The sequence below is a fragment of the Weizmannia sp. FSL W8-0401 genome (assembly GCF_038009125.1).
Taxonomy (GTDB): domain Bacteria; phylum Bacillota; class Bacilli; order Bacillales; family Bacillaceae_C; genus Weizmannia; species Weizmannia coagulans.
On the sequence record NZ_JBBPAG010000001.1, the window covers coordinates 3,253,502 to 3,275,237 of the forward strand.

The window sequence follows — 21,736 nt, forward strand, 5'->3', positions numbered from 1 at the left end:
TTTAAGCATGGCAGCCGCAACGTGTGCCACTTTAAAATAAAATAAAAACGGCGAGAAACCCCTTTTATGGGATCACGCCGTTTTTCCGTTCTATTGGACATTCCGGGATAAAAACCGCTTTTTGTGGTGCCTGCCCGGCGTCCCTTTTTCATCGTTTTTTTCCACGTGGTTCCAGGTACGTTTCCGCCGCCGCTTTATCCGGCAGCCCAAAATCAATTCATCTGGGCTTTCCATCATACCCGCCAGACACTTTGGACCACAATCGTCTGCAGGCGGTCCGGGCCGACGGAAAACATGGAAAGGGGAACACCGGTCAGCTGGGAAATGCGCTCCAGATAATGGCGGGCATTTTCCGGGAGATCATCAAGAGAACGGCAGCCAGTTATATCTTCCGTCCAGCCCGGCAGTTCTTCGTAAACCGGTTCGCATTCGGCCAGCACTTTTAAGCTGGCCGGAAACGCTTCAAGCACTTTCCCTTTATAGCGGTAGGCGACACAAATTTTCAACGTTTCAATGCCGGTCAGTACATCGAGCAGGTTTACGGACAAGTCTGTCAGGCCGCTCACCCGGCGCGCATGGCGGACGACAACACTGTCGAACCAGCCGACACGGCGCGCTCTTCCTGTCGTTGTGCCGTATTCATGGCCGGTTTCGCGGATCCGGTCGCCGGTTTCATCCAGAAGCTCTGTCGGGAACGGACCATCGCCGACACGTGTTGTATAAGCCTTGGCAATGCCGACAACATGGTTGATTTTCGACGGGCCGACGCCGGAACCGATTGTCACGCCGCCGGCAATCGGGTTGGATGATGTGACGAACGGATAAGTCCCCTGGTCAATATCGAGCATGACTCCTTGCGCCCCTTCAAAAAGGACGCGTTTGCCCGCATCAAGCGCATCGTTTAAAACAACTGACGTATCGCAGACATATTGTTTAAAGCGCTGGCCATATTCGTAATAAGGCTCCAAAATTTCTTCCAGCGTAAAGCCTTCCGTTTCATATATTTTTTCAAACAGCCGGTTTTTTTCCTCAAGATTGCGCGCCAGTTTTTCTTTAAATTCTTCGTAATCAAGCAGATCGGCTATCCGGATGCCGGTCCTTGCTGCTTTATCCATATACGCCGGGCCGATCCCTTTTTTCGTCGTGCCGATTTTATTGCTGCCTTTCCGCTCTTCTTCTGCACCGTCCAACTTGATATGGTAAGGCAGAATAACGTGCGCCCGGTTGGAGATGCGCAAGTTATCCGTTGAAATGCCCCGTCCGTTCAGGTATTCCAGTTCTTCGACGAGCGCCTTTGGATCGACAACAACCCCGTTTCCGATGACACAAATTTTGTCTTTATAAAAAATCCCTGATGGAATCAAATGCAATTTATATGTTTCCCCATTAAAACGGATGGTATGGCCCGCGTTATTCCCGCCCTGATAGCGGGACACCACTTCCGCATTTTCAGAGAGGAAGTCGGTAATTTTTCCCTTTCCTTCGTCCCCCCATTGTGTACCTACCACGACCACTGACGACATTGAGTGCACCTCCGCATATTTTACAAATCATGATTTCCATCCACCATTTTACCAGCTTAAACCGCCATCAGTCAATGTAAATCCGAACATTTATATATTTTTTCAGCGTTTTTATTCGTAAACGGCACAAAAAAAGAAGCCTTTCCTTGGAAAGGAAAGGCTTCATGCGGATACTTGCTATGCCGGAACAGGCGCATCGTCAAACCGCCGTTCCAGGTTTACAAATTTATTGTACTCTTTTACAAAAGCAAGCTGGACGGTGCCGACCGGGCCGTTCCGCTGCTTCGCAATAATGATTTCAATGATATTTTTATTTTCCGTGTCCTGTTCATAATAGTCTTCCCTGTACAAAAAAGCCACGATATCGGCATCCTGTTCGATGCTTCCCGATTCACGGATATCACTCATCATCGGCCGCTTATCCTGGCGCTGTTCCACGCTCCGTGAAAGCTGGGAAAGGGCAATGACCGGCACTTCAAGTTCCCGGGCCAGCGCCTTCAGCGATCTTGAAATCTCGGAAACTTCCTGCTGCCGGTTTTCACGGGAGTGGGCGCTTCCCTGAATCAACTGCAAATAGTCGATGACCACCATGCCAAGCCCGTGTTCCTGCTTTAGGCGGCGGCATTTCGAGCGGATTTCCGTTACCCTTACCCCCGGTGTATCATCAATATAGATGCCGGAATTGGAAAGGCTTCCCATTGCCATCGTCAGTTTCCGCCAGTCTTCGTCCGTCAGCGCCCCGGTCCGGAGCCGCTGGGCATCAATATTGCCCTCCGCGCACAGCATCCGCATGACAAGCTGCTCAGCACCCATTTCAAGGCTGAAGATCGCCACATTTTCCCCTGTCTTTGTGCCGACATTTTGCGCGATATTGAGGGCAAAAGCCGTTTTCCCGACAGACGGGCGCGCCGCCACGATGATCAAGTCATTGCGCTGGAAACCGGCCGTCATCCGGTCAAGTTCGTAAAACCCTGTCGGTATCCCTGTGACGTCGCCTTTCCGGTTATGGAGCATTTCGATGTTATCGTATGTGCTGACAAGGACATCTTTAATATGTTTAAAATCGCCGGCATTTTTGCGCTGGGCCACTTCCATAATGCTGCGTTCGGCTTCATCCAGCAGTTCATCGACGTCGTCTTCCCGCGTATAGCCTTCCTGGGCAATATGGGTGGCCGTCCGGATCAGGCGCCTGAGCAAAGCTTTCTCAGCCACAATTCCGGCATAATAAGCAATATTGGCCGCTGTCGGAACGCTTGCGGCCAGTTCGCTCAAATAAGAGAGGCCGCCTGCGTCTTCAAGCTGCCGGGTGGCTGATAATTCTTCCGCCACTGTTACAAGGTCGACTGCCTTGCCGGCATCATTCAGCTTCGCAAACACCTGGAAAATTTTTTGATGGGCATTCCGGTAAAAATCGTCTGCCGTCAAAATTTCCGAAGCCGTTATAAATGCAGAAGGCTCCAAAAAAATGGCACCAAGCACTGCCTGTTCCGCCTCTATATTCTGGGGGGGAATTCGGTCTTGCAATTCATTCATTTTGAATCCTCCATTTTATCCTGAATCATCCGGTTCCGGCACCAAAACGAAGCATGCCGGGGAGAATGGCAGTTTAACCGGTAACCCGTTTGCCGTAAAAGAACCGCATACTCATTCCAAATAGAAAAAATGTGATCACGATAAAATGGACCACATTTTTCTGCACGTACTATTATTTTAACACGCGGGAAGCAAAAAGAAAGCTGGTAAAATCCGTTTCTATTCGGAAACGTGGACATTGAGCACTGCCGTTACATCATGGTGCAATTTGACTGGCACTTTCGTATAACCCAAAGTGCGGATCGCATCCGGCAGCTCTATTTTTCTTTTATCCACTTGGATCTGGAAGCTTTTTTTCAGTTGTTCGGAGATTTGCTTGCTTGTAATCGAGCCGAACAGGCGCCCGTCCTGGCCCGATTTGGCTTTGATTTCAACCGTGATGTTTTCAAGTTTCTCTTTTAGTTTTTTGGCTTCTTCCAGTTCTTCCTGCGCCAGTTTTTCTTCTTTCCGTTTTTGAGCTTCCATGTTTTTCAGATTGGCAGGCGTGGCTTCTATTGCCGCCCCGGTTTTGAACAAATAATTGTGGGCATAACCGTCCGCCACGTTTTTAATGTCTCCTTTTTTTCCTTTGCCTTTTACGTCTTTTAGGAATATAACTTTCATGATTCCTGGCTCCCTTCCATATACTCTTCTATTACTTGGATGAGCTTTTCTTCCGCCTCATCAACCGTTATATTTTTCAGCTGGGCGGCCGCATTGGAAAGGTGCCCGCCGCCGTCCAGCGCTTCCATAATGATTTGCACATTGACGCTTCCAAGCGACCTTGCGCTGATCCCCACTTCATTCTCGCTGCGCCGCCCGACGACAAAAGAAGCATCGACGCCGTTCATCGTTAAAATCGTATCGGCAGCCTGCGCAATTAAAACAGGGGAATAAATGGTATCATTTTTCCCTTTTGCCACCGCAATGCCGTTTAGCGGAAATTTAACGGTTTCTACAAGCCGGGCGCGCTGGATATACGAACGCAAATCTTCTTTTAAAAATTTTTGCACAAGCACCGTGTCGGCGCCCTGGGCACGGAGATAGGATGCTGCATCAAACGTGCGCGAGCCTGTCCGCAATGTAAAACTTTTTGTATCCACTATTATACCAGCAAGCAGGGCCGTTGCTTCAAGCATATTGATTTTGCCGTTTTTCGGCTGGTATTCCATCAATTCGGTTACAAGTTCGGATGTCGAGGAGGCGTACGGTTCCATATAGACAAGCAGCGGATTTTTAATAAAGTCTTCCCCGCGGCGGTGATGGTCAATGACCACGACATTTTCAATCCGCCTGACGATCCGTTCATCGATAACAAGGGAAGGCTTGTGCGTATCAACAACTACAAGCAATGTATCATCCGTTGCCATTTCAAGCGCCTCATCCGGTGTAATGAAGCGGGCATACAAATCCGGATACTGTTTGATCTCCTCAAGCAGCCGCTTGACGCTTGTGTCCGTTTCACTCGGATTTAAAATAATATAGCCGTCTTTTTGGTTGATTTCCGCCACTTTCCGGATGCCGACAGCAGCACCAACAGCATCCATATCCGGAAATTTGTGGCCCAGGATCATCACCTTATCCCTTTCCATCATGAGTTCCCGCAATGCATGGGAAATCACGCGGGCCCGGACTCTTGTCCGCTTTTCAACCGGGTTTGTTTTGCCGCCGTAAAATTTCACTTTTCCGTTCGCCTGCCGGATGGCAACCTGGTCGCCGCCGCGCCCAAGGGCAATGTCAAGGCTCGACTGGGCAAGCTCCCCCAGTTCGGGAAGGGACGGGACACCTGCGCCAACCCCGATGCTCAAAGTCAGCGCCACGTTTTGCTTCGCTGTGGCCTCCCTGACTTCATCAAGAATCGAGAATTTATTGTCTTCCAATTCATGCAAAATCCGTTCATTGAATACCGCAATAAATTTATCAGACGAAATCCGTTTAAAAAACAGGCCGAACTCCATTGTCCATTTGTTTAAAATGGAGGTCACGAGGCTGTTCAGGTTGCTGACAGACTGGTCGTCCATGCCTTGTGTCACTTCATCATAATTGTCCAAGTAAATAATGGCAATCACGGTCCGTTCGTCTTCATACAGCTGCTCGACTTCAGCCTGCTCCGTAATGTCGAAAAAATAAAGCAGCCGCTCTTCCAGTTTCAGGACGACCCGGTACTTCCTTTCATTTAAACTGATCGTCTCGGAATGCATTTCCTGCTTAATCAGCGGCAATAGCACTTCCGCTACATCGTAAAGGGAACGCCCGACAAGCGTATCTTCATTAAAGCAGGAGGCCATGAACGGGTTTGTCCATTCTATGATGTAATCTTCATTGTACAGCATTATCCCGATCGGCATTTCCATCAGTGCTTCTTCACCGACGCGCTTGACCCGGTAGGAAAGATTGGAAATATAGCGTTCAATTTCTTCGTTCGACCGCTGTTCCACGTAAAATGCGCAGTAGAATAACGCCCCGAGCACAACAATGCCGGCTGCCGTTATCCACCAGTGGTAAAAGAAAATAATGCCGAGCAGGATTAAAGATACTGCAATTAAGCCGTATAACGGATAGCGCATTAACCGTTTATTGTAGTAAGAAGGCATACCTTCAGCTCCTATATTGAGAAACTAAAAAAGGGTCACTTTTGAATCATCCGCCTGAAATCAAATCCTAAATCCATTATACCGAATATCATGACAAGATAAAGCAGCGGGCTGAACATGATGGATAAAATGACGGCGATAGCCAGTAAGCCTTTTGGCCATTTTTTCTCGTGGCTGACAAAGCTTATAAAAGCGTACCCCTGCAGCAAAATGAGAATTTGGAATATCAGCATCAGATTCAGGACCGCTTTCTCAAAGAAGCTGCCCGTGTCCCCGCGCATCAGCAGGTTGGCTGCCATTGCCAGAATGAAATACCATAAGATATTCCCCGGCAGCCGCATTTCACGGAAAGGTGGAAAGGACGGAACCGGGACACCGAAACGTTTTGCGATTGGAAAATCCACGGAAATCAGCACCAAAACGGCAATAAAGGCAGACAGCAATAACAGGCTCGGCAAATAGACAGAATACATCTGGCTTGCGGCATCGGCCATTTGCGCAAACCGGTCCTCATAGGCCTGTGGTTCCCCAAGGCTGTTGACAAGAGATTTCGACTGTTCGATTGACTGCTGCATGATGTTTAAGTTTTCCGCGATGATATTCAGATGGAATAACTTCAGGGCGGCAAACAGCCCGATGATCGTGACTGCTAAAAAGGCCAGGCTGGTAGCTATGTATATAAATAACTTTGATTTTTTTAGCTGAATAGCGTATCCCATAACAAATCCAATACAACCAAAAAAAACGGCCATCGGGATTGCCATGACTGTTCCCATAATGGCAGACACAAGCAAACAAACCAGACAAAAGACAAGAATCGAACGCAAAGGATATTTGGCACAAAACAGGATAAAAGGCAGCGGAAGAAAAACCAGAACAATTATCCGGATCACCGGGACATGCAATGCAACAAGCAGCATGACGCCGAAAACCGCTGCAAGCATTGCCCCTTCTGTCAGCATTCTTGTTTTTTTCACACGCATGCTCCCTTCAAAAAAACCATCATTTCCCCTCATTTTACCATAACCCATCCATGAAGCAAAAAGATAATGAAATGAAGTATGTGTCAAGTTTTTCTCGACAAGGTTTAAATATCGGGTATTCCAAGACACTCTTTTTGTACACTTTCGGCTACCGTGCTTTACTTGCTCGGTGTAATTTTCGGAAAAGATGTAATATTTCCGTATAAAGATGGATAACGGGGATGTTGAGGCGCGCGAAATTCACTCGCTTTCCGCGGGCGGCCGGCGAGCCTCCTCGCTCGTACCTCGCTGCGGGGTCTCTCCTGGCTCGCTTTTCCCGCAGGAGTCTCGTAAATTTCGCGCGCCTCAACGATCAGTCCCCACTGAGCCAAGCTTAAAACGAAAGCTCTAATATTTTGCTTAAATGTCCCATTGCCGATGAACTGCTTGAATGCAGGGCAACTGATCCGTGCTTTACGCCCACTGACGGGCGTACAGGCTGCTTGAATAGTTGAGACATCCTGATGGATTGTTGCAAGCTCCGTTGCTTTCTCGCGCTTCTTGAACGGTGTTTCAGATAGGTTTCCTGCAATGTCCCGTTAAGCATGCCCTGTTTCACCTTTACCATGGCTTCGGCGCCAGCTTTACTCCAATGCATCCCCCTTTTCTTCATTCTGAATGAGATATGCCTTTGATTTGATTCCATTGCCCCCAGGCCTCTCGCACCTTCCGGTACGTTCTCTACCTTGTCCCTCCAGTCAAAAATGCGGTCCCAGTTTTTTAGGATGTACGAACGAAACTCCTTGACTTTCTTAAGGCTCTTTTCATCCGTCAATGTGCTTTCATGCGTATCCAAATACAATGTGAATTGGTCTAGGTCATGCGTTCTAATCGCTTTTCTAATTTGCTCTTTGATCTCGCTCTTTCCGCCCCCGAATGTCCTTACGATGGCTTGTGCAACGTGGTAGGTATCCAGCTGGTTGAGCACCGGAAATTCCGACTGTGAGAATGCTGTTTGAAACCGTTCAGCTGTGTACCCCGCACCTCCATCACTATTTGTAATGACACGAGCTTTTTCTAGGGAATAGGTGTTGGCTGCTACAGCTTGGACTTCATCCCAAAATGTCTGGATGGATTTCGTCGTCATGATAACAACGGGATGGTGTAGAGAGACTCTTTTGCCATTGGTTTCCCATCCTTCATAGAGAATGGCGTGGTGGACTTCCAAACCCTGTTTCTTTTCTAGTCCCCGGACGAATATACCATCAGCTTCGGAAAACAGGTAATCTACCTTCTTTCCCTCAGGTAGTGAATCAGCTATTTCTAGCTCTTCTACAAGTGCCTTGTCGGCTTCAGCTTGCGTTTTCCCTACGTGTTTCACCATGTTCCCTACAGTTGTGTGACTAAGGCTCACTGCTGTCCATTCTTTTAAAATATCAGCTACCTCCCGATAGGTGTTCTCACTTGCCAACTCTGCCACCTTTAACTCCACTAACGGGCTGTATCGTTGGTATGGTAAAAGCCCTAACCATTCATCCAGAGGATAATGTGAATTCCCTTTCTGGTCATGCATTAGTGAACGTTTAAAGGTCACATTTCCAAATAAAAACTGAATGCTTCTGTTATCACTCCGGCAGTACTCCCAGCCATCCTCCAGCTTTTTTTGCTTAATTGTTTTATCTAACGTCTCAAATATTTCCCCAACCCATTGCGTAAAGGCATTCTGGATCAGAATTTTAACTTGTTCTTCAAATTCAATAAGACTTTTTGTATCCTTTAATAATCTAGCAATTATTGATATAATATCCATAGGAAGACCTCTTTCTAAATGTATTCGCCCACAAGCGTACATTTAAATGATAGAGCGTCTTCCCATTTTTTTCCACTCATCTGCCCTTCGAGTAAAATTTTACACATACTGAAATGAAAAAAGACAACCTGAAAACAGGGTGTCTTTTTTCATTCATATATTGAAGGAAAAATCCGGGTGATTTTTCCGCTGCTTATTTGTCTTCTGCAACATAAGGGAGCAACGCCATTTGACGTGCGCGTTTGATTGCAGTTGTCAGTTTACGTTGGTATTTTGCGCTTGTGCCCGTTACACGGCGAGGAAGAATTTTTCCTCTTTCAGAAATGAACTTTTTCAGCAAGTCCACATCTTTATAGTCGATATGGGTAATATGGTTCGCTGTAAAGTAGCATACTTTCCGGCGTTTCCGTCCGCCTCTGCGTCCACCTGCCATTTTTTCACCCTCCTTTATCTCATCACTTTACGGGTCTTTCCGCATTAGAACGGAAGATCGTCATCAGAGATGTCAATTGGTTGTCCATCATTTGAGAACGGATCTTCATCCGGCTTGGAATAACTTTGATTGCGCTGATTCTGGTTTTGATCCTGGTTGTACCCCGGGAAAGCATTCCCTTGGTTGTTCCCGTAATTCTGGCTGCTGCTGCGTTCCTGATTCGCGCTTCTCGGTTCAAGAAACTGGACGCTTTCTGCCACGACCTCTGTGACATACACGCGCCGGCCATCCTGGGCTTCGTAGTTGCGTGTCTGAATCCGGCCGTCTACGCCTGCCAGACTTCCTTTTTTCAAGTAGTTGGCCACATTTTCAGCCTGTTTTCTCCAAACAACACAATTGATGAAATCCGCTTCCCTTTCCCCCTGCTGGTTGGTAAACGTACGGTTTACAGCCAGGGTAAAAGTAGCAACCGCTACTCCGCTCGGCGTATAGCGCAAATCGGGATCTTTTGTCAGCCTGCCTACGAGAACAACACGGTTCAACATCAGAATCAACCCCTCTCATCATTCAAAGTCCGTTTCACGTGAAACGTTTTATCGTTAAAAATTATTCTTCTTCTCTTACAACAATGTGGCGGATAATATCACCGTTAATCTTCGCCAGACGGTCAAATTCCTGGACTGCAACCGGTTCAGCATTCACGTTGATGATATGGTAGTAACCATCACGGAAGTCCTGAATCTCGTATGCAAGACGGCGTTTTCCCCACTCTTTCGATTCGATGATTTCCGCGCCCTGGTTGGTGAGGACATTGTCGAAACGCTCAACAAGCGCTTTTTTTGCCTCATCCTCGATATTCGGGCGGATAATGTACATAATTTCGTACTTTCTCATCTGTTTGTCACCTCCTTATGGACTATGCGGCCCTTTTATGTAAAAGGGCAAGGAGCAATGGTTCATGCGTTCATTACTCACAAGTCGTAAGTATACCATATCCCGCAGGCAAAATCAAATGTCTTAAAGACTTCATCCCGCATTTGGCTATCGCTGACATTCCCATTTTATCAAACATACGTTCCTTTTACAAGGTCTTTTTATTAAAAACGGACTGAAATTTTTATCAAAAACAACAGGGGGGAGGCATCCGTTTCACTATGCTTCTATTTTCCGGATCACATTCGCCATTTCGATCGCGCTTACTGCTGCATCCCAGCCTTTGTTGCCTGCTTTCGTCCCGGCCCGCTCAATCGCCTGTTCGATCGTGTCGGTCGTGAGAATCCCGAAAATGACAGGCGTTCCTGTATGGAGGCTTGCATGGGCGACCCCTTTTGCCGCTTCCGCACTTACATATTCAAAATGCGGAGTCGCGCCGCGGATCACCGCGCCAAGTGCCAGCACGGCATCATATTTGTCCGTTTCTGCCATCTTTTTTGCCGCCAGCGGGATTTCAAACGCGCCCGGCACCCAAGCAAGATCAATGGCTTCTTCTCTGACGCCATGCCTCAATAATGCATCCTTTGCCCCGCTTACAAGCCTTGTTGTAATAAATTCATTAAAGCGGGCAGCAACCACGCCGATTTTTAAGCCGGTTCCAACCAGATTGCCTTCAAATACTTGTCCCATTTTGATCTCCTCCTATATATGCAGCAAATGCCCCATTTTTTCTGCTTTCGTCCGCAAATATCCTTCATTTTCACGGACAGGCGCGATTTCAACCGGCACTCTTTCCGCAATTCGGATACCGTAACGCGCCAATGCTTCCACTTTATCAGGATTGTTTGTTAAAAGCCGGACTTGCGTTGCCCCGGTATCTTTTAAGATTTGCGCAGCGATGCAGTAGTCGCGCATATCTGCCGGAAATCCAAGCCGGCGGTTGGCCTCCACTGTATCCAATCCTTTTTCCTGCAGCCGGTAAGCTTTCAATTTATTCAGAAGCCCGATCCCCCGGCCTTCCTGCCGCATATAAACGAGGACACCGCGCCCTTCTTTTTCAATCCGCGCAAGGCTCCGGGCAAGCTGCGGGCCGCAGTCGCAACGGAGGGAACCGAAACAATCACCGGTCAGGCATTCGGAATGGATCCTTGCCAGCACCGGCTCTTCACTGCTTACTTCCCCTTTTATAAGGGCAACATGTTCTTCCCCCGACAGCAGATCTTTGTAACCGGCAGCCCGGAACGTGCCGTAACGCGTCGGCAGCGTGATTTCCGCTTCTTTTTGAATCAGTTTCTCATGTTTTTTTCTGTACTCGATTAACGATTGGATCGTCACCAGTTTTATGCCGGAATTTTTGGCGATTTCCTCCAGCTGGGGAAGGCGGGCCATCGTGCCGTCTTCATTCATGATTTCGCATATTACGCCTGCCGGATTTGCGCCTGCCAGTTTTGCCAGGTCAACGGCTGCTTCCGTATGGCCGGACCGTTCCAGGACGCCGCCTGCTTTGGCCACTAACGGAAAAATATGCCCCGGCCGGTGAAAATCTTCCGCTTTCACCCCGTCTGCTGCCAGGTGCCGGACCGTTTTGGCACGTTCAAATGCGCTGATGCCGGTGCGAGTGGCGGCATGGTCAATGCTCACGGTGAAGGCCGTTTCGTGGCTGTCGGTATTTTGCCGTGCCATCGGATAAAGATCGAGCTGCTGTGCTTTTTCCGCCGTAATCGGTGCACAGATCAGCCCGCGCCCTGCTTTGGCCATCAAATTGATCATTTCCGGTGTCGCTTTTTCCGCAAGGCCGATAAAATCACCTTCGTTTTCCCTGTTTTCATCATCGACGGCAATCACGACTTTTCCGTGCTTTAAGTCTTCTACTGCTTCTTCAATGGTATGAAACAAGTTTTTCACCCCTTTGTTTAAATAAAATCATGTTCTTTCAGAAGCGTCATCATGTCGGTCTCTTTTTCCGCCCATTCTCCGTTCCTGAACAGCCCGGCCATGTACTTGGCCAAAATATCGCATTCAATATTCACGGCATCGCCAATCTTTTTTTCCGGCAATATCGTATGCTGCTGCGTATGCGGCACCAATGAAACGGTTAATTGCCCGCCCGCTGCCCCGAACACGGTCAGGGAAGTGCCGTCGAGTGCAACCGAGCCTTTTGGGATCAGAAAGGCAGACAGGGAGGAGGGAACAGAAATCGTCATGTACACGGCATTTTCCATCCTTTGCTTCAAGCAGACCGTGCCGGTGCCATCGACATGCCCTGTGACAAAATGCCCGCCGAACCGCCCGCCTGCAGCCATTGCCCGTTCAAGGTTGACTTTGCTGCCGATGTTCAGCCCGGCCAATGCCGTGCTGAAAAATGTTTCAGGCATGACATCAGCCGTAAATGCATGCTGCGTATAGGAAGTGACGGTTAAGCAAACGCCGTTCACTGCAATGCTGTCGCCGGGCCGCACATCTTGAAGAACCGTCCTGGCCTGTACGGCAAGCTTAAGGGAGCGGGGGCCTCTTTCCACGCGTTTCAATATGCCGGTTTCTTCAATAATTCCTGTAAACATGCTCCGGCACCCCCTTTTGGACGGCAGCCGTAATTTTTAAATCCGGCCCGATCTGTTCCACTTTTTCAAACCGGAGCGGCAAAGCATCGGCCACCTTGCCAAACCCGTGTCCGCCGAAAGGGGACGGCGCGTTTTGCCCGCCGACCACTTTCGGGGCAATGTAAAAAATATACTGCTGCACTGCGCCTTCTTTTAAAAATGAGCTGTTTACCGCCGCGCCGCCTTCGACGAGCAAAGTCATCACGCCTTTTTTTCCGAGCGCCGCTAACACGTCACGGATCAAGAGGCGGGCATGCGGCATGCGGGCCACTTCGGCATTAAGCTGCTTCAGACATTGTTCTTTTTCTTTTGGTGCATCGCTTCCGCAAAAAATAATGGTTGGCGCATCGCCGTTTAGCACTTTCGCTTCCGGCGGGATGCGCAAATGGGTGTCTAATACAATGCGAATAGGATTTTTCCCGGAATGGGGCAAACGTGCGGTGAGAAGGGGGTTATCTTGGAGAACGGTTTGTATGCCGACAAGTATTGCATCATGCCTGCTTCTTAACCAGCGGGCATCACGCCTTGCTTCTTCACTTGTGATCCATTTGCTGTCACGGGTTTCAGCTGCAATTTTTCCGTCTGCCGTCATGGCGGTTTTGACAGTGACAAACGGTGTTTTCGTTTGAATAAAGTGGAAAAAAGGGCGGTACAACCTTTCCGCTTGTTCCTTCAATACCCCGGTTTCCACTTCTACGCCGGCTTGCCTGAGCTTTTCTATTCCTTTGCCTGCGACAAGCGGATTGGGGTCCAATGCAGCGATATATACTTTTTTGATGCCTTTTTCAATTAAAAAATCTGCGCACGGCGGCGTCTTTCCGTAATGGGTACACGGCTCCAGCGTCACAAAAACTTCAGCGCCCTTTGCAAGCGGCCCGGCCTGTTCCACTGCAAGCCTTTCCGCATGTTTTTCTCCTGCCTTTAAGTGGGCCGCCATCCCGACGATCGTGCCGTTTTTCACGGCGACACTTCCAACCGGGGGATTCGGGGAAGTCTGCCCGGCCACACTTTCGGCCAATTGGAGTGCAAGCTGCATATAATCTTCTTTTTGCAATCCTTTCATGCCTCCTGTATTCAATTTCCGCCAACATACACCCGTGAAAACAAAAAAACCGCACGAAGATGTGCGGGGCAAAACGGCATAATGAAATACGCGTTCCAATAAACACCTGATCCTTCTCCCATCCAGACTGTTACTGTCGGCTTTGGAATTTCACCAAATCCACCGCATTCCGGAGAATACGGGTCACGGGCTTTGAGTTTCCTCATCACCGCCGGTCGGGAATTGCACCCTGCCCCGAAGGAAAATATTCGACTGATATTTATTTTAACGGATGATTTGAATTTTTTCAATACAATTCGAATATTCGTCCAAAAGTCCTGTTATACATTAAACCTGAAATGCATGACATCGCCGTCCTGGACAACGTAGTCTTTTCCTTCCAGGCGCACTTTTCCGGCTTCTCTTGCAGCTGCCACGCTGCCATATTCGATTAAATCTTCATACGACACCGTTTCAGCCCGGATAAACCCTTTTTCAAAGTCGGAATGGATAATGCCTGCGCATTGCGGGGCTTTCATACCTTTTTTGAATGTCCACGCGCGGACTTCCGGTTCCCCAGCCGTAAAATAAGTCGCAAGGCCAAGCAGGCTGTAAGCAGCTTTAATCAGCTGGTCAAGACCGGATTCCCGGATGCCGAGTTCGGTTAAAAACATTTTTTTCTCATCGTCATCCAGCTCGGCAATTTCTTCTTCAATGCGGGCACATATGACAATCACTTCCGCGCCTTCTTGTTTGGCATATTCGCGCACCTTCCCGACATACGGGTTTGCGGACGGGTCCTGAATGTCATCTTCACCGACATTGGCCACATACAAAACCGGCTTGCTCGTTAAAAGCTGGAACCCTTTGACGATTTTTTGCTGGTCTTCGGTCAGTTCCACCGCCCGCGCCGGTTTTTCCGCTTCAAAAGCCGCCTTTAATTTGGACAGCACTTCGTATTCGGCAACGGCTTCTTTATCCTTCTGTTTTGCTATTTTCTCCACACGCCCGATACGCTTGTCCACCGTTTCAAGATCGGCCAGGATCAATTCAAGATTAATTGTTTCGATATCATCAATCGGATCGACTTTCCCGGAAACATGTGTAATGTTCTCGTCCTCAAAACAGCGCACGACATGGCAGATTGCGTCCACCTGGCGGATATGGGAAAGAAACTTGTTCCCGAGCCCTTCCCCTTTGCTCGCGCCCTTGACGATCCCGGCAATATCCGTAAATTCAAAAGTGGTCGGCACCGTTTTTTTCGGATGGTACAGTTCTGTTAATTTTTCCAGCCGTTCGTCCGGCACTTCCACCATGCCGACATTCGGGTCAATCGTACAAAACGGATAGTTCGCAGATTCGGCCCCAGCTTTTGTGATCGCATTAAACAAAGTCGATTTTCCGACATTCGGCAAACCGACAATTCCGGCTGTTAACGCCATTTTATGTCCACTCCTTCAAACATTCTCGTATCTTTCAAGTTTTTCCCGGCCGTATCAAAAACCCCCAGGGTGCCGCTGGATGCGCCCGGTTAACATTTTTCGTTTGCCGGCCTTACTTAACCGCACCCCGGCTCCCAAAAAAAGACACCCATAAAAGGGCTATGCTTCTTCGTGCTTGACGAGGATTTTTTTCAGTTTGCGGGCAAATTCCCTGCGCGGCAGCAGCACGCTGTGTCCGCATCCTTCACATTTAATGCGAATATCCGCCCCCATCCGGATGATTTTCCAGCGGTTTGTGCCGCACGGATGCTGCTTTTTCATTTCCACAATATCATACAACCCGAAATTTTTATCTTCCATGTTCATCCCCCTTTAGAAATTGGCCGGCTAATGCCTCTTCTTTCTCAGTACGGGAATAAGTCACCATTTTAGGATAAGGTGCATGGATGCGATTTTCGTCCAATGCTTTTTTAATTTCTTTTTTCAACACTCTCGCAATATACCAGTGTGCCATCGGGAGGGTCTCCGCCACCACCCTGAGCGTAACATCCGTGGTGCCGAGCTGCTGGACGCCCAACAGTTCAGGCTCTGACACAACTTCTTCGTGCTCTCCCGCAAATGACACCAGTATTTCCTGAATGGCCGCTTCCGCTTTGTCGATATCCTCTTCGTACGGAATACGGACATCCACAACGGCGACGCTGTTATAAATGGACAAATTGGTGACTTCGGAAATATTGCCGTTCGGAATGATGTATAATTCGCCGGTCCAGTTTTTGATTTTTGTTGTCCTGAGCCCGATTTCTTCCACAACGCCTTCGTATTTCCCGATCTGCACCGTATCGCCGACCGAAAACTGGTCTTCAAAGATAATAAAGAATCCGGAAATCACGTCTTTTACAAGGCTTTGTGCCCCGAACCCGACAGCCAGCCCGACAATTCCGGCACCGGCCAGAAGCCCCTGGACATTGATGCCGATAATGGACAAAATCGTGACAATGGCAACAAACCAGACGAGATAGGTCAATGTGTTCACCATCAGCCGCAACAATGTGGCCTCGCGCCGCTCTGAAAACCGGAGAGGGGCTTTGGCGCGGACTGCAAAAATTTTGCCGATCGCCTTTTTTCCGAATTTAATGACCAGTGATGCGACAAGCAGCACCACAATCATCTTCAGCACTGTCTCCCCGACTCCGATCCATGTATTTTCATTTAACCACTTGGATGTGAGGTGTTTGAGATATGTCTCAAAATGGCTCATATTCCACCAACCTTCATTTCTTTTAACGTTATTGTAACAAAAAAACCGCGCTTGCTCGACAACCGGCTCCGCTTTTCAAAAATTACCTTTTTGATTGGCGGCTGAATCAAGTGTAAAACTGCCGGTTGCGGGTATCAAAAAAGAGATATGTTAATGTATAGATTTTTTTGATTTTCCGTATACTGGTACTATTACAAAGAGGGAGTGGCTGATATGAATCTGAGAAAAGGACAATTGGAATTCGGCGGCAATCGTATCAAGGTATTTCATGATGATGTTCTGGCAAAAGAAATCATATCCAACCATATTTTATCAGCACTTCCGAAAAGCATAAACCGGGAATTGGTGGTGGTCTGCATCGGCACCGACCGTTCCACCGGGGACTCGCTCGGGCCTTTAACGGGCACTTTTCTGGAAGAAACAGGCCTGGCCTGCTTCAACGTATACGGAACGCTGGATAAGCCGGTCCATGCTTTAAACCTGGAAGAAAATATTGAAAGGATTTATCAAAAGCACCACGACCCCTTCATCATTGCCGTCGATGCCTGCCTTGGAAAAATGAAGAGCGTCGGCATGATCCAAATCGGCGACGGCCCGGTGAAACCGGGGGCGGGTGTAAAGAAAGATTTGCCTCCTGTTGGCGACATCCACATTACAGGCATTGTGAACATCAGCGGTTTTATGGAGTTTACCGTCCTTCAGAATACCCGTTTAAATCTTGTTCTGAAAATGGCAAAACTGATCGCTGCAGGCATCAGCCGCGCCCATCTGCATCTTCAATACCAAAACGCCATGATTTCCATGAACAGCGGACAGGAGAAGGAAAAGCTGATTTAAGTTATCCGGAAACAGCAGCATTTTTGAAACCGTTTATCCGAAATCCCCCGGTGAACGCAAACTTCTAAACAAAAATATCATGACAACGAAACCAAATGAATGAATGAATGAATAAGCCGGCAACCTGTATAGCCCCCGGGATCCAGTGAAAGGATCCGCAACTTCAGTAAGTTTCTGCCGGTTCACATTCATACTTCAACCGATAAACAGGTGTTGATTCATTCTTGTAAAATTCATCCGAAAACCGTATAGTAAGCATGCAACAGGCCGACCAGCACGGCAACCACCAGGATGCCCGGCAATAAATTCGCCACCCTGATTTTGGCAAGCCCCGCAATATTCAAACCGATGGCAAAAATCATAATCCCGCCGGTTGCCGTCATCTCGGTAATAAACGAGTGCAGCACCGGTGCGGGGACAAGCCGGTTGATTTGCGTGGCAAATAACGCAATAGCGCCTTCATACAGGATCACCGGAACAACCGAAAAAACCACCCCGAAACCGAGGGTTGAAGACAAGATCAGTGCTGTGAAACCGTCCAGAACAGATTTCGTGTACAGCACCGTATGGTCGCCCCTGATTCCGCTATCCAATGCTCCGAGAATGGCCATCGCGCCAATCACAAAAACGAGCGTTGCCGTGACAAAGGCTTCGGCCGTACTGCCCTGGCTGCTGTTTCCAAACTTTTTTTCCAGCCAGGCACCAAGCCCGTTCAAATGAGCTTCAAGCTGCAGCATTTCGCCGATGACTGCGCCAATCACAAGGCTCAATATTACAATAGTATACTGTTCACTTTTCAGCCCCATTCCGAGCCCCAGCACCATCACCGCAAGCCCGATCGCCTGCATTACGGTGCCTTTCATTTGCTCCGGAATATGGTTTAACAGCCTTCCGATAAACGAACCGGCTACAATGCTCAGCCCGTTTACAATTGTCCCCAGCAATACCATCTTTTTCACCCGTTTTTGTCTTTATCTTTGTAATTCTTACGTTTCCTGTTCAAAACTGGCATCCAGCAATTGCAATATCCGTTCTAAATCTTCATTGGACATAAATTCAATTTCAATTTTCCCTTTTTTCTTTGTCCGCTTAATATGAACGGTTGTCCCAAACTTTTCGCGCAGAACCGTTTCGTGTTCCTGGATAAAAATATCTTTTTCCTGTTTGACTTTCTTCGTTTCACGTGAAACATTCCGGTTCAACTGCTGGACAAGCTTTTCCAGCTGGCGGACACTTAGTCCTTCGGCAATAGCCTTTTCAGCGATTTCTTCCATTTTTTCTTTCTTTTCCAGGCCAAGCAGCGTACGGCCGTGCCCCATCGAAAGTTTGCCTTTAGACATGGCTTCCTGGATGCTGACCGGCAAAGACAAAATACGGAGGTGATTGGCAATATAGGGCCGGCTTTTTCCGAGCCGTTTTGCCAGCTCCTCCTGTGTAACATTTAATTTTTCAAGCAAAAACTGGTACGCATTGGCTTCTTCAATCGGCGTTAAATCTTCCCGCTGCAGGTTCTCGAGCACAGCAAATTCCATCATCTGCCGGTCGTTCAAATCGCGGACAACAACCGGCACCGTTGTAAGTTTTGCTTCTTTTGCAGCTCTGTATCTCCGTTCCCCGACAATGATTTCGTATCCTTTAATGCTCTTGCGCACGATAAGCGGCTGCAGGATGCCATGCTGGAGAATGGATTTTTTTAATTCATTAAGCGCTTCGGGTTCAAAATTTTTCCGCGGCTGATAAGGATTCGGGCGCAATTCTTTAATATTGACTTCCTGCACGGCATCTTCTTTGCCGACGTCCATATTCGCAAACAACGCGTTAATGCCTTTTCCAAGTCCCTTAGCCATTTGCCGCCACTTCCTTTGCTAAGTCTAAATACACTTCCGCACCGCGCGATTTGGGGTCGTAAAGAATAATCGGCTGCCCGTGGCTCGGCGCTTCGCTTAACCGGATATTGCGGGGGATAATGGTACGGTATACTTTGTCCCTGAAATATTTTTTCACTTCTTCAATGACCTGGAGCCCCAAGTTGGTACGGGCATCGAGCATCGTCAGCAGCACGCCGTCAATCATTAGATTGTGGTTCAAATGCTTCTGGACAAGCCTGACCGTGCTGAGCAGCTGGCTTAACCCTTCCAACGCGTAATATTCGCACTGGACGGGGATAATGACGGCATCCGACGCGGTCAGTGCATTTAACGTCAATAGCCCGAGAGAGGGGGGGCAGTCAATGATAATATAATCATAATCATCTTTGATGGCGCTGATCGCCCGCTTTAACCTGACTTCCCTTGAAATGGTCGGAACCAGTTCAATCTCCGCTCCCGCCAGTTGAATCGTTGCCGGCACGGAATAAAGCCCGTCCACAGCCGTTGCCCTGATCACATCTTTTATATTCGCATCTTCCACTAACACATCATAAATACACTGCTGAACTTCGCCTTTATCAATTCCGGCTCCGCTTGTTGCATTTCCCTGGGGGTCGGTATCGACAAGCAAAACCTTCTTCCCGATGTATGCTAAGCAGGCACCCAAGTTGACAGAAGTGGTTGTTTTTCCTACGCCTCCTTTTTGATTGGCGATAGAAATCACTTTTCCCACGGTTGCCACCTACCTTTTTTGTCACGCTAGTCACGGCCCGTCTGCATTTGCAGAAACGGCAAACACGTAACTTTATTGTATCAAAGTTTGCAAGATTCGTTTACTGTAAACCGAAAAAAGGTTGTTTCAAGTTTTTTCGGCAATTGAAAACCAGGAGGCGCGGCTTCTAATGCCAAAGCCTTGCACCCATGCAGAAAAGAACGCAGCATCGCCGGGATACCAGGAAAAAGGGCTTTGTTGTAAAGCCAAGGCAGGCAGCACAAACCCGGCAGATGTTTAAAGCCGGTGGATAGGGAGTGGCCTGCACCTGAAAAAAAAGAAACCTGTCATCCAAGTTTCTTTTATTGGGATTTCGCCTTTTTCGGGATCCGAATCGTAATTTGATAGTAGTCCTCGAAATCTTCTTCTTTTGAATCGAGATTGATCCCGGAATCGGTCACCATGGAAACAGACTGGCGGATCGTATTGACGGCAATGCGCATATCTTTGCTGAACGCCTGTCTGCGCGGCTTTGCTTTTTTTTCCGGCTTATTCATCATACGGGTGACATAATCTTCCGTTTGTTTCACATTTAAATTTTTTGCGAGTATTTCATTGAGGACGCGAACCTGCTTTTCCGCCTCTTTTAAAGGAATCAATGCCCGTGCATGGCGTTCCGTGATCTGTTTTTTCAAAAGGGCTTCCTGCACTTCCGGGGGCAATTTCAAAAGGCGCAGTTTATTTGCAACCGTTGATTGTCCTTTGCCAAGGCGCTGTGCCAGTGCTTCCTGGGTCAAATGGTGAAGCTCCAAAAGCTTTCCGTAAGCCATCGCTTCTTCAATCGGCGTCAGTTCTTCGCGCTGCAGGTTCTCAATTAAAGCAATCGAGGCTGTTTCCGTATCGCTCATATTCTTTATGATGGCAGGCACGGTTTCCCAGCCCAGTTTCCGGACAGCCCGGAATCTTCTTTCCCCCGCAATGATTTCATACTGGCCTGCTTCGTATTCGCGGACGACGATTGGCTGGATGATGCCATGGGTGTGGATCGTTCTTGCAAGTTCATCTATTTTCTCTTCATTAAAAATGGTCCGTGGCTGAAACCGGTTCGGGATAATGCAGGAGACGGAGATATTTTTAATCTCTTCATTTTCATTCTCTGCTTCCAGTTCTTCTTCCCCGATTTCTTCCTCCACTCCGAAAAAACGAGAGAAAGGATGCTTCATTCACTGTACACCACCTTATAAATTCTCCCTAACTACTTATTCTCTATTATAAGACAAGTTCCTGCCAAACTCCCGGCGATTTTTCGAACAATCTCCCTCATTTTAGCGCATCATCCCGATTTCCGGCACGGTAAAACGCCCGCCTTATTCAAGCGGGAGTTTTACCGGGGTTCCCGGTTTGCGCGGATATTTTTTCGGCGTTTCCTTTACCTTTTTGACGACAATCAGGTTTCTTTCACTTTCTTCAACCGGCAAGGTAAAGTTGTATACATTTTCCGTTTGTCCGCCGAGGAGACGGATCGCTTTTTCCGCTTTTTCGAGCTCTTCTTTGGCATGCTGGGCTTTCATCGCGATAAATCTGCCGCCGGGTTTCACAAGCGGCAGGCACAGTTCGGAGAGGACGGACATTCTGGCGACCGCCCTTGCCGTGACCACATCGTATTGTTCGCGGTGTTCCGGTTTTTTGGCAAAGGTTTCAGCCCTGTCGTGAAATAGAAAAACTTGTTTTAAACCGAGCGCTTCTGTTAAATGCCCGAGAAATGTAATCCTTTTTTGCAATGAATCGACAATCGAAAGCCGGATTTCCGGAAAACAGATTTTTAACGGGATGCCCGGAAAGCCGGCGCCGGCGCCGACATCACAAACGTGCAGTGGGCCGTTAAAATCGGTAAAAAAGGCGGCTGTCAGCGAATCATAAAAATGTTTGAGATACACTTCCCCTTTTTCCGTAATCGCCGTTAAGTTCATCTTGTTGTTCCAGTCAACAAGCCATTCATAATACGTTTCAAACTGCTTCTTTTGTTCCCCGCTTAAGGTGATGCCTTTTTCAGCCAATAATGGAATGAATTGTCCGCTGTCCATTTTTCCATCCTTTCGGTTGAGATGTAAAAAAAGGGAGAAGCCGGAAAAACCCGGGCTTCATGC

General features: G+C 48.1%; 22 protein-coding genes and 1 riboswitch. Of the genes, 1 reads left to right on the forward strand and 21 read right to left on the reverse strand.

The window, feature by feature from the left end:
* Window positions 1-233: 233 nt before the first annotated feature.
* The 16 genes from NSU00_RS15785 to NSU00_RS15860 form a co-directional block, all read right to left on the reverse strand.
* Window positions 234-1,523 (reverse strand): adenylosuccinate synthase, encoded by a 1,290-nt coding sequence (locus tag NSU00_RS15785; protein ID WP_017550656.1) that lies wholly within the window; start codon window positions 1,521-1,523, stop codon window positions 234-236.
* 177 nt (window positions 1,524-1,700) lie between these two features.
* A complete protein-coding gene (dnaB, locus tag NSU00_RS15790) occupies window positions 1,701-3,056 on the reverse strand; it encodes a replicative DNA helicase (protein ID WP_013860879.1) in 1,356 nt (451 codons plus the stop codon).
* Window positions 3,057-3,275: 219 nt separating this feature from the next.
* A complete protein-coding gene (gene rplI / locus NSU00_RS15795; protein ID WP_017550659.1) occupies window positions 3,276-3,719 on the reverse strand; it encodes a 50S ribosomal protein L9 in 444 nt (147 codons plus the stop codon).
* On the reverse strand, window positions 3,716-5,689 hold the full coding sequence (locus NSU00_RS15800; RefSeq protein ID WP_265114580.1) for a DHH family phosphoesterase: 1,974 nt from the start codon (window positions 5,687-5,689) through the stop codon (window positions 3,716-3,718). Before NSU00_RS15800 ends, rplI begins: the two co-directional genes overlap by 4 nt.
* Before the next feature lie 35 nt (window positions 5,690-5,724).
* Window positions 5,725-6,666, reverse strand: coding sequence for a YybS family protein (locus NSU00_RS15805; protein WP_340703896.1), 942 nt, complete (start codon window positions 6,664-6,666; stop codon window positions 5,725-5,727).
* Between the two features lie 379 nt (window positions 6,667-7,045).
* Window positions 7,046-8,461: an ISLre2 family transposase gene (locus NSU00_RS15810; protein ID WP_265115626.1), complete on the reverse strand. Its 1,416-nt coding sequence runs from the start codon at window positions 8,459-8,461 to the stop codon at window positions 7,046-7,048.
* A gap of 193 nt (window positions 8,462-8,654) precedes the next feature.
* Entirely contained in the window at window positions 8,655-8,894 is a 240-nt protein-coding gene (rpsR, locus tag NSU00_RS15815; RefSeq protein WP_013860883.1) for a 30S ribosomal protein S18, read from the reverse strand.
* Window positions 8,895-8,938: 44 nt separating this feature from the next.
* Complete coding sequence (ssb, locus tag NSU00_RS15820) at window positions 8,939-9,439, reverse strand: single-stranded DNA-binding protein (RefSeq protein WP_017554535.1); 501 nt, start codon at window positions 9,437-9,439, stop codon at window positions 8,939-8,941.
* Between the two features lie 61 nt (window positions 9,440-9,500).
* Entirely contained in the window at window positions 9,501-9,788 is a 288-nt protein-coding gene (gene rpsF / locus NSU00_RS15825) for a 30S ribosomal protein S6 (RefSeq protein WP_013860885.1), read from the reverse strand.
* Between the two features lie 258 nt (window positions 9,789-10,046).
* A complete protein-coding gene (gene ribH, locus NSU00_RS15830) occupies window positions 10,047-10,517 on the reverse strand; it encodes a 6,7-dimethyl-8-ribityllumazine synthase (RefSeq protein WP_019720267.1) in 471 nt (156 codons plus the stop codon).
* Between the two features lie 12 nt (window positions 10,518-10,529).
* Window positions 10,530-11,723 (reverse strand): bifunctional 3,4-dihydroxy-2-butanone-4-phosphate synthase/GTP cyclohydrolase II, encoded by a 1,194-nt coding sequence (locus NSU00_RS15835; RefSeq protein ID WP_017554602.1) that lies wholly within the window; start codon window positions 11,721-11,723, stop codon window positions 10,530-10,532.
* 17 nt (window positions 11,724-11,740) lie between these two features.
* Complete coding sequence (locus tag NSU00_RS15840; RefSeq protein ID WP_237348739.1) at window positions 11,741-12,388, reverse strand: riboflavin synthase; 648 nt, start codon at window positions 12,386-12,388, stop codon at window positions 11,741-11,743.
* Entirely contained in the window at window positions 12,369-13,490 is a 1,122-nt protein-coding gene (gene ribD, locus NSU00_RS15845; protein ID WP_340703151.1) for a bifunctional diaminohydroxyphosphoribosylaminopyrimidine deaminase/5-amino-6-(5-phosphoribosylamino)uracil reductase RibD, read from the reverse strand. Before ribD ends, NSU00_RS15840 begins: the two co-directional genes overlap by 20 nt.
* A gap of 106 nt (window positions 13,491-13,596) precedes the next feature.
* Window positions 13,597-13,736: riboswitch (FMN riboswitch) on the reverse strand.
* A gap of 74 nt (window positions 13,737-13,810) precedes the next feature.
* Window positions 13,811-14,911, reverse strand: coding sequence for a redox-regulated ATPase YchF (gene ychF / locus NSU00_RS15850; RefSeq protein ID WP_133537527.1), 1,101 nt, complete (start codon window positions 14,909-14,911; stop codon window positions 13,811-13,813).
* A 159-nt stretch (window positions 14,912-15,070) separates the two neighbouring features.
* Window positions 15,071-15,271 (reverse strand): DUF951 domain-containing protein, encoded by a 201-nt coding sequence (locus NSU00_RS15855; protein ID WP_013860891.1) that lies wholly within the window; start codon window positions 15,269-15,271, stop codon window positions 15,071-15,073.
* Complete coding sequence (locus NSU00_RS15860; RefSeq protein WP_340703152.1) at window positions 15,261-16,172, reverse strand: mechanosensitive ion channel family protein; 912 nt, start codon at window positions 16,170-16,172, stop codon at window positions 15,261-15,263. Before NSU00_RS15860 ends, NSU00_RS15855 begins: the two co-directional genes overlap by 11 nt.
* 213 nt (window positions 16,173-16,385) lie before the next feature.
* On the opposite strand from NSU00_RS15860, the gene yyaC reads away from it, so the two are divergent.
* Window positions 16,386-17,009 carry a spore protease YyaC gene (gene yyaC, locus NSU00_RS15865; protein ID WP_019720262.1) on the forward strand — a complete coding sequence of 208 codons (624 nt, stop codon included), beginning with the start codon at window positions 16,386-16,388 and terminating at the stop codon, window positions 17,007-17,009.
* A gap of 233 nt (window positions 17,010-17,242) precedes the next feature.
* Here the strand turns inward: yyaC and NSU00_RS15870 are convergent, their stop codons facing one another.
* The 5 genes from NSU00_RS15870 to rsmG all read right to left on the reverse strand — a co-directional run bounded on the left by NSU00_RS15870 (window position 17,243) and on the right by rsmG (window position 21,673).
* Window positions 17,243-17,959, reverse strand: coding sequence for a DUF554 domain-containing protein (locus tag NSU00_RS15870; protein WP_237348741.1), 717 nt, complete (start codon window positions 17,957-17,959; stop codon window positions 17,243-17,245).
* Between the two features lie 36 nt (window positions 17,960-17,995).
* On the reverse strand, window positions 17,996-18,856 hold the full coding sequence (locus NSU00_RS15875) for a ParB/RepB/Spo0J family partition protein (protein ID WP_237348742.1): 861 nt from the start codon (window positions 18,854-18,856) through the stop codon (window positions 17,996-17,998).
* Entirely contained in the window at window positions 18,849-19,610 is a 762-nt protein-coding gene (locus tag NSU00_RS15880; RefSeq protein ID WP_014096611.1) for a ParA family protein, read from the reverse strand. The genes NSU00_RS15875 and NSU00_RS15880 overlap by 8 nt, the downstream gene beginning before the upstream one ends.
* Window positions 19,611-19,951: 341 nt before the next feature.
* Window positions 19,952-20,812 carry a nucleoid occlusion protein gene (gene noc / locus NSU00_RS15885; RefSeq protein WP_013860897.1) on the reverse strand — a complete coding sequence of 287 codons (861 nt, stop codon included), beginning with the start codon at window positions 20,810-20,812 and terminating at the stop codon, window positions 19,952-19,954.
* 144 nt (window positions 20,813-20,956) lie between these two features.
* Window positions 20,957-21,673 carry a 16S rRNA (guanine(527)-N(7))-methyltransferase RsmG gene (gene rsmG / locus NSU00_RS15890; protein WP_029142107.1) on the reverse strand — a complete coding sequence of 239 codons (717 nt, stop codon included), beginning with the start codon at window positions 21,671-21,673 and terminating at the stop codon, window positions 20,957-20,959.
* Window positions 21,674-21,736 lie beyond the last annotated feature (63 nt).

Coding starts and splice junctions, on each gene's coding strand:
- noc (WP_013860897.1), bottom strand. CDS start 20,812: ATGAAGCATCCTTTCTCTCGTTTTTTCGGAGTGGAGGAAGAAATCGGG.
- ssb (WP_017554535.1), bottom strand. CDS start 9,439: ATGTTGAACCGTGTTGTTCTCGTAGGCAGGCTGACAAAAGATCCCGAT.
- NSU00_RS15855 (WP_013860891.1), bottom strand. CDS start 15,271: ATGGAAGATAAAAATTTCGGGTTGTATGATATTGTGGAAATGAAAAAG.
- rpsF (WP_013860885.1), bottom strand. CDS start 9,788: ATGAGAAAGTACGAAATTATGTACATTATCCGCCCGAATATCGAGGAT.
- ribD (WP_340703151.1), bottom strand. CDS start 13,490: ATGAAAGGATTGCAAAAAGAAGATTATATGCAGCTTGCACTCCAATTG.
- ribH (WP_019720267.1), bottom strand. CDS start 10,517: ATGGGACAAGTATTTGAAGGCAATCTGGTTGGAACCGGCTTAAAAATC.
- NSU00_RS15800 (WP_265114580.1), bottom strand. CDS start 5,689: ATGCCTTCTTACTACAATAAACGGTTAATGCGCTATCCGTTATACGGC.
- yyaC (WP_019720262.1), top strand. CDS start 16,386: ATGAATCTGAGAAAAGGACAATTGGAATTCGGCGGCAATCGTATCAAG.
- rsmG (WP_029142107.1), bottom strand. CDS start 21,673: ATGGACAGCGGACAATTCATTCCATTATTGGCTGAAAAAGGCATCACC.
- ychF (WP_133537527.1), bottom strand. CDS start 14,911: ATGGCGTTAACAGCCGGAATTGTCGGTTTGCCGAATGTCGGAAAATCG.
- NSU00_RS15785 (WP_017550656.1), bottom strand. CDS start 1,523: ATGTCGTCAGTGGTCGTGGTAGGTACACAATGGGGGGACGAAGGAAAG.
- dnaB (WP_013860879.1), bottom strand. CDS start 3,056: ATGAATGAATTGCAAGACCGAATTCCCCCCCAGAATATAGAGGCGGAA.
- NSU00_RS15870 (WP_237348741.1), bottom strand. CDS start 17,959: ATGGTATTGCTGGGGACAATTGTAAACGGGCTGAGCATTGTAGCCGGT.
- NSU00_RS15875 (WP_237348742.1), bottom strand. CDS start 18,856: ATGGCTAAGGGACTTGGAAAAGGCATTAACGCGTTGTTTGCGAATATG.
- NSU00_RS15840 (WP_237348739.1), bottom strand. CDS start 12,388: ATGTTTACAGGAATTATTGAAGAAACCGGCATATTGAAACGCGTGGAA.
- NSU00_RS15860 (WP_340703152.1), bottom strand. CDS start 16,172: ATGAGCCATTTTGAGACATATCTCAAACACCTCACATCCAAGTGGTTA.
- NSU00_RS15810 (WP_265115626.1), bottom strand. CDS start 8,461: ATGGATATTATATCAATAATTGCTAGATTATTAAAGGATACAAAAAGT.
- rpsR (WP_013860883.1), bottom strand. CDS start 8,894: ATGGCAGGTGGACGCAGAGGCGGACGGAAACGCCGGAAAGTATGCTAC.
- rplI (WP_017550659.1), bottom strand. CDS start 3,719: ATGAAAGTTATATTCCTAAAAGACGTAAAAGGCAAAGGAAAAAAAGGA.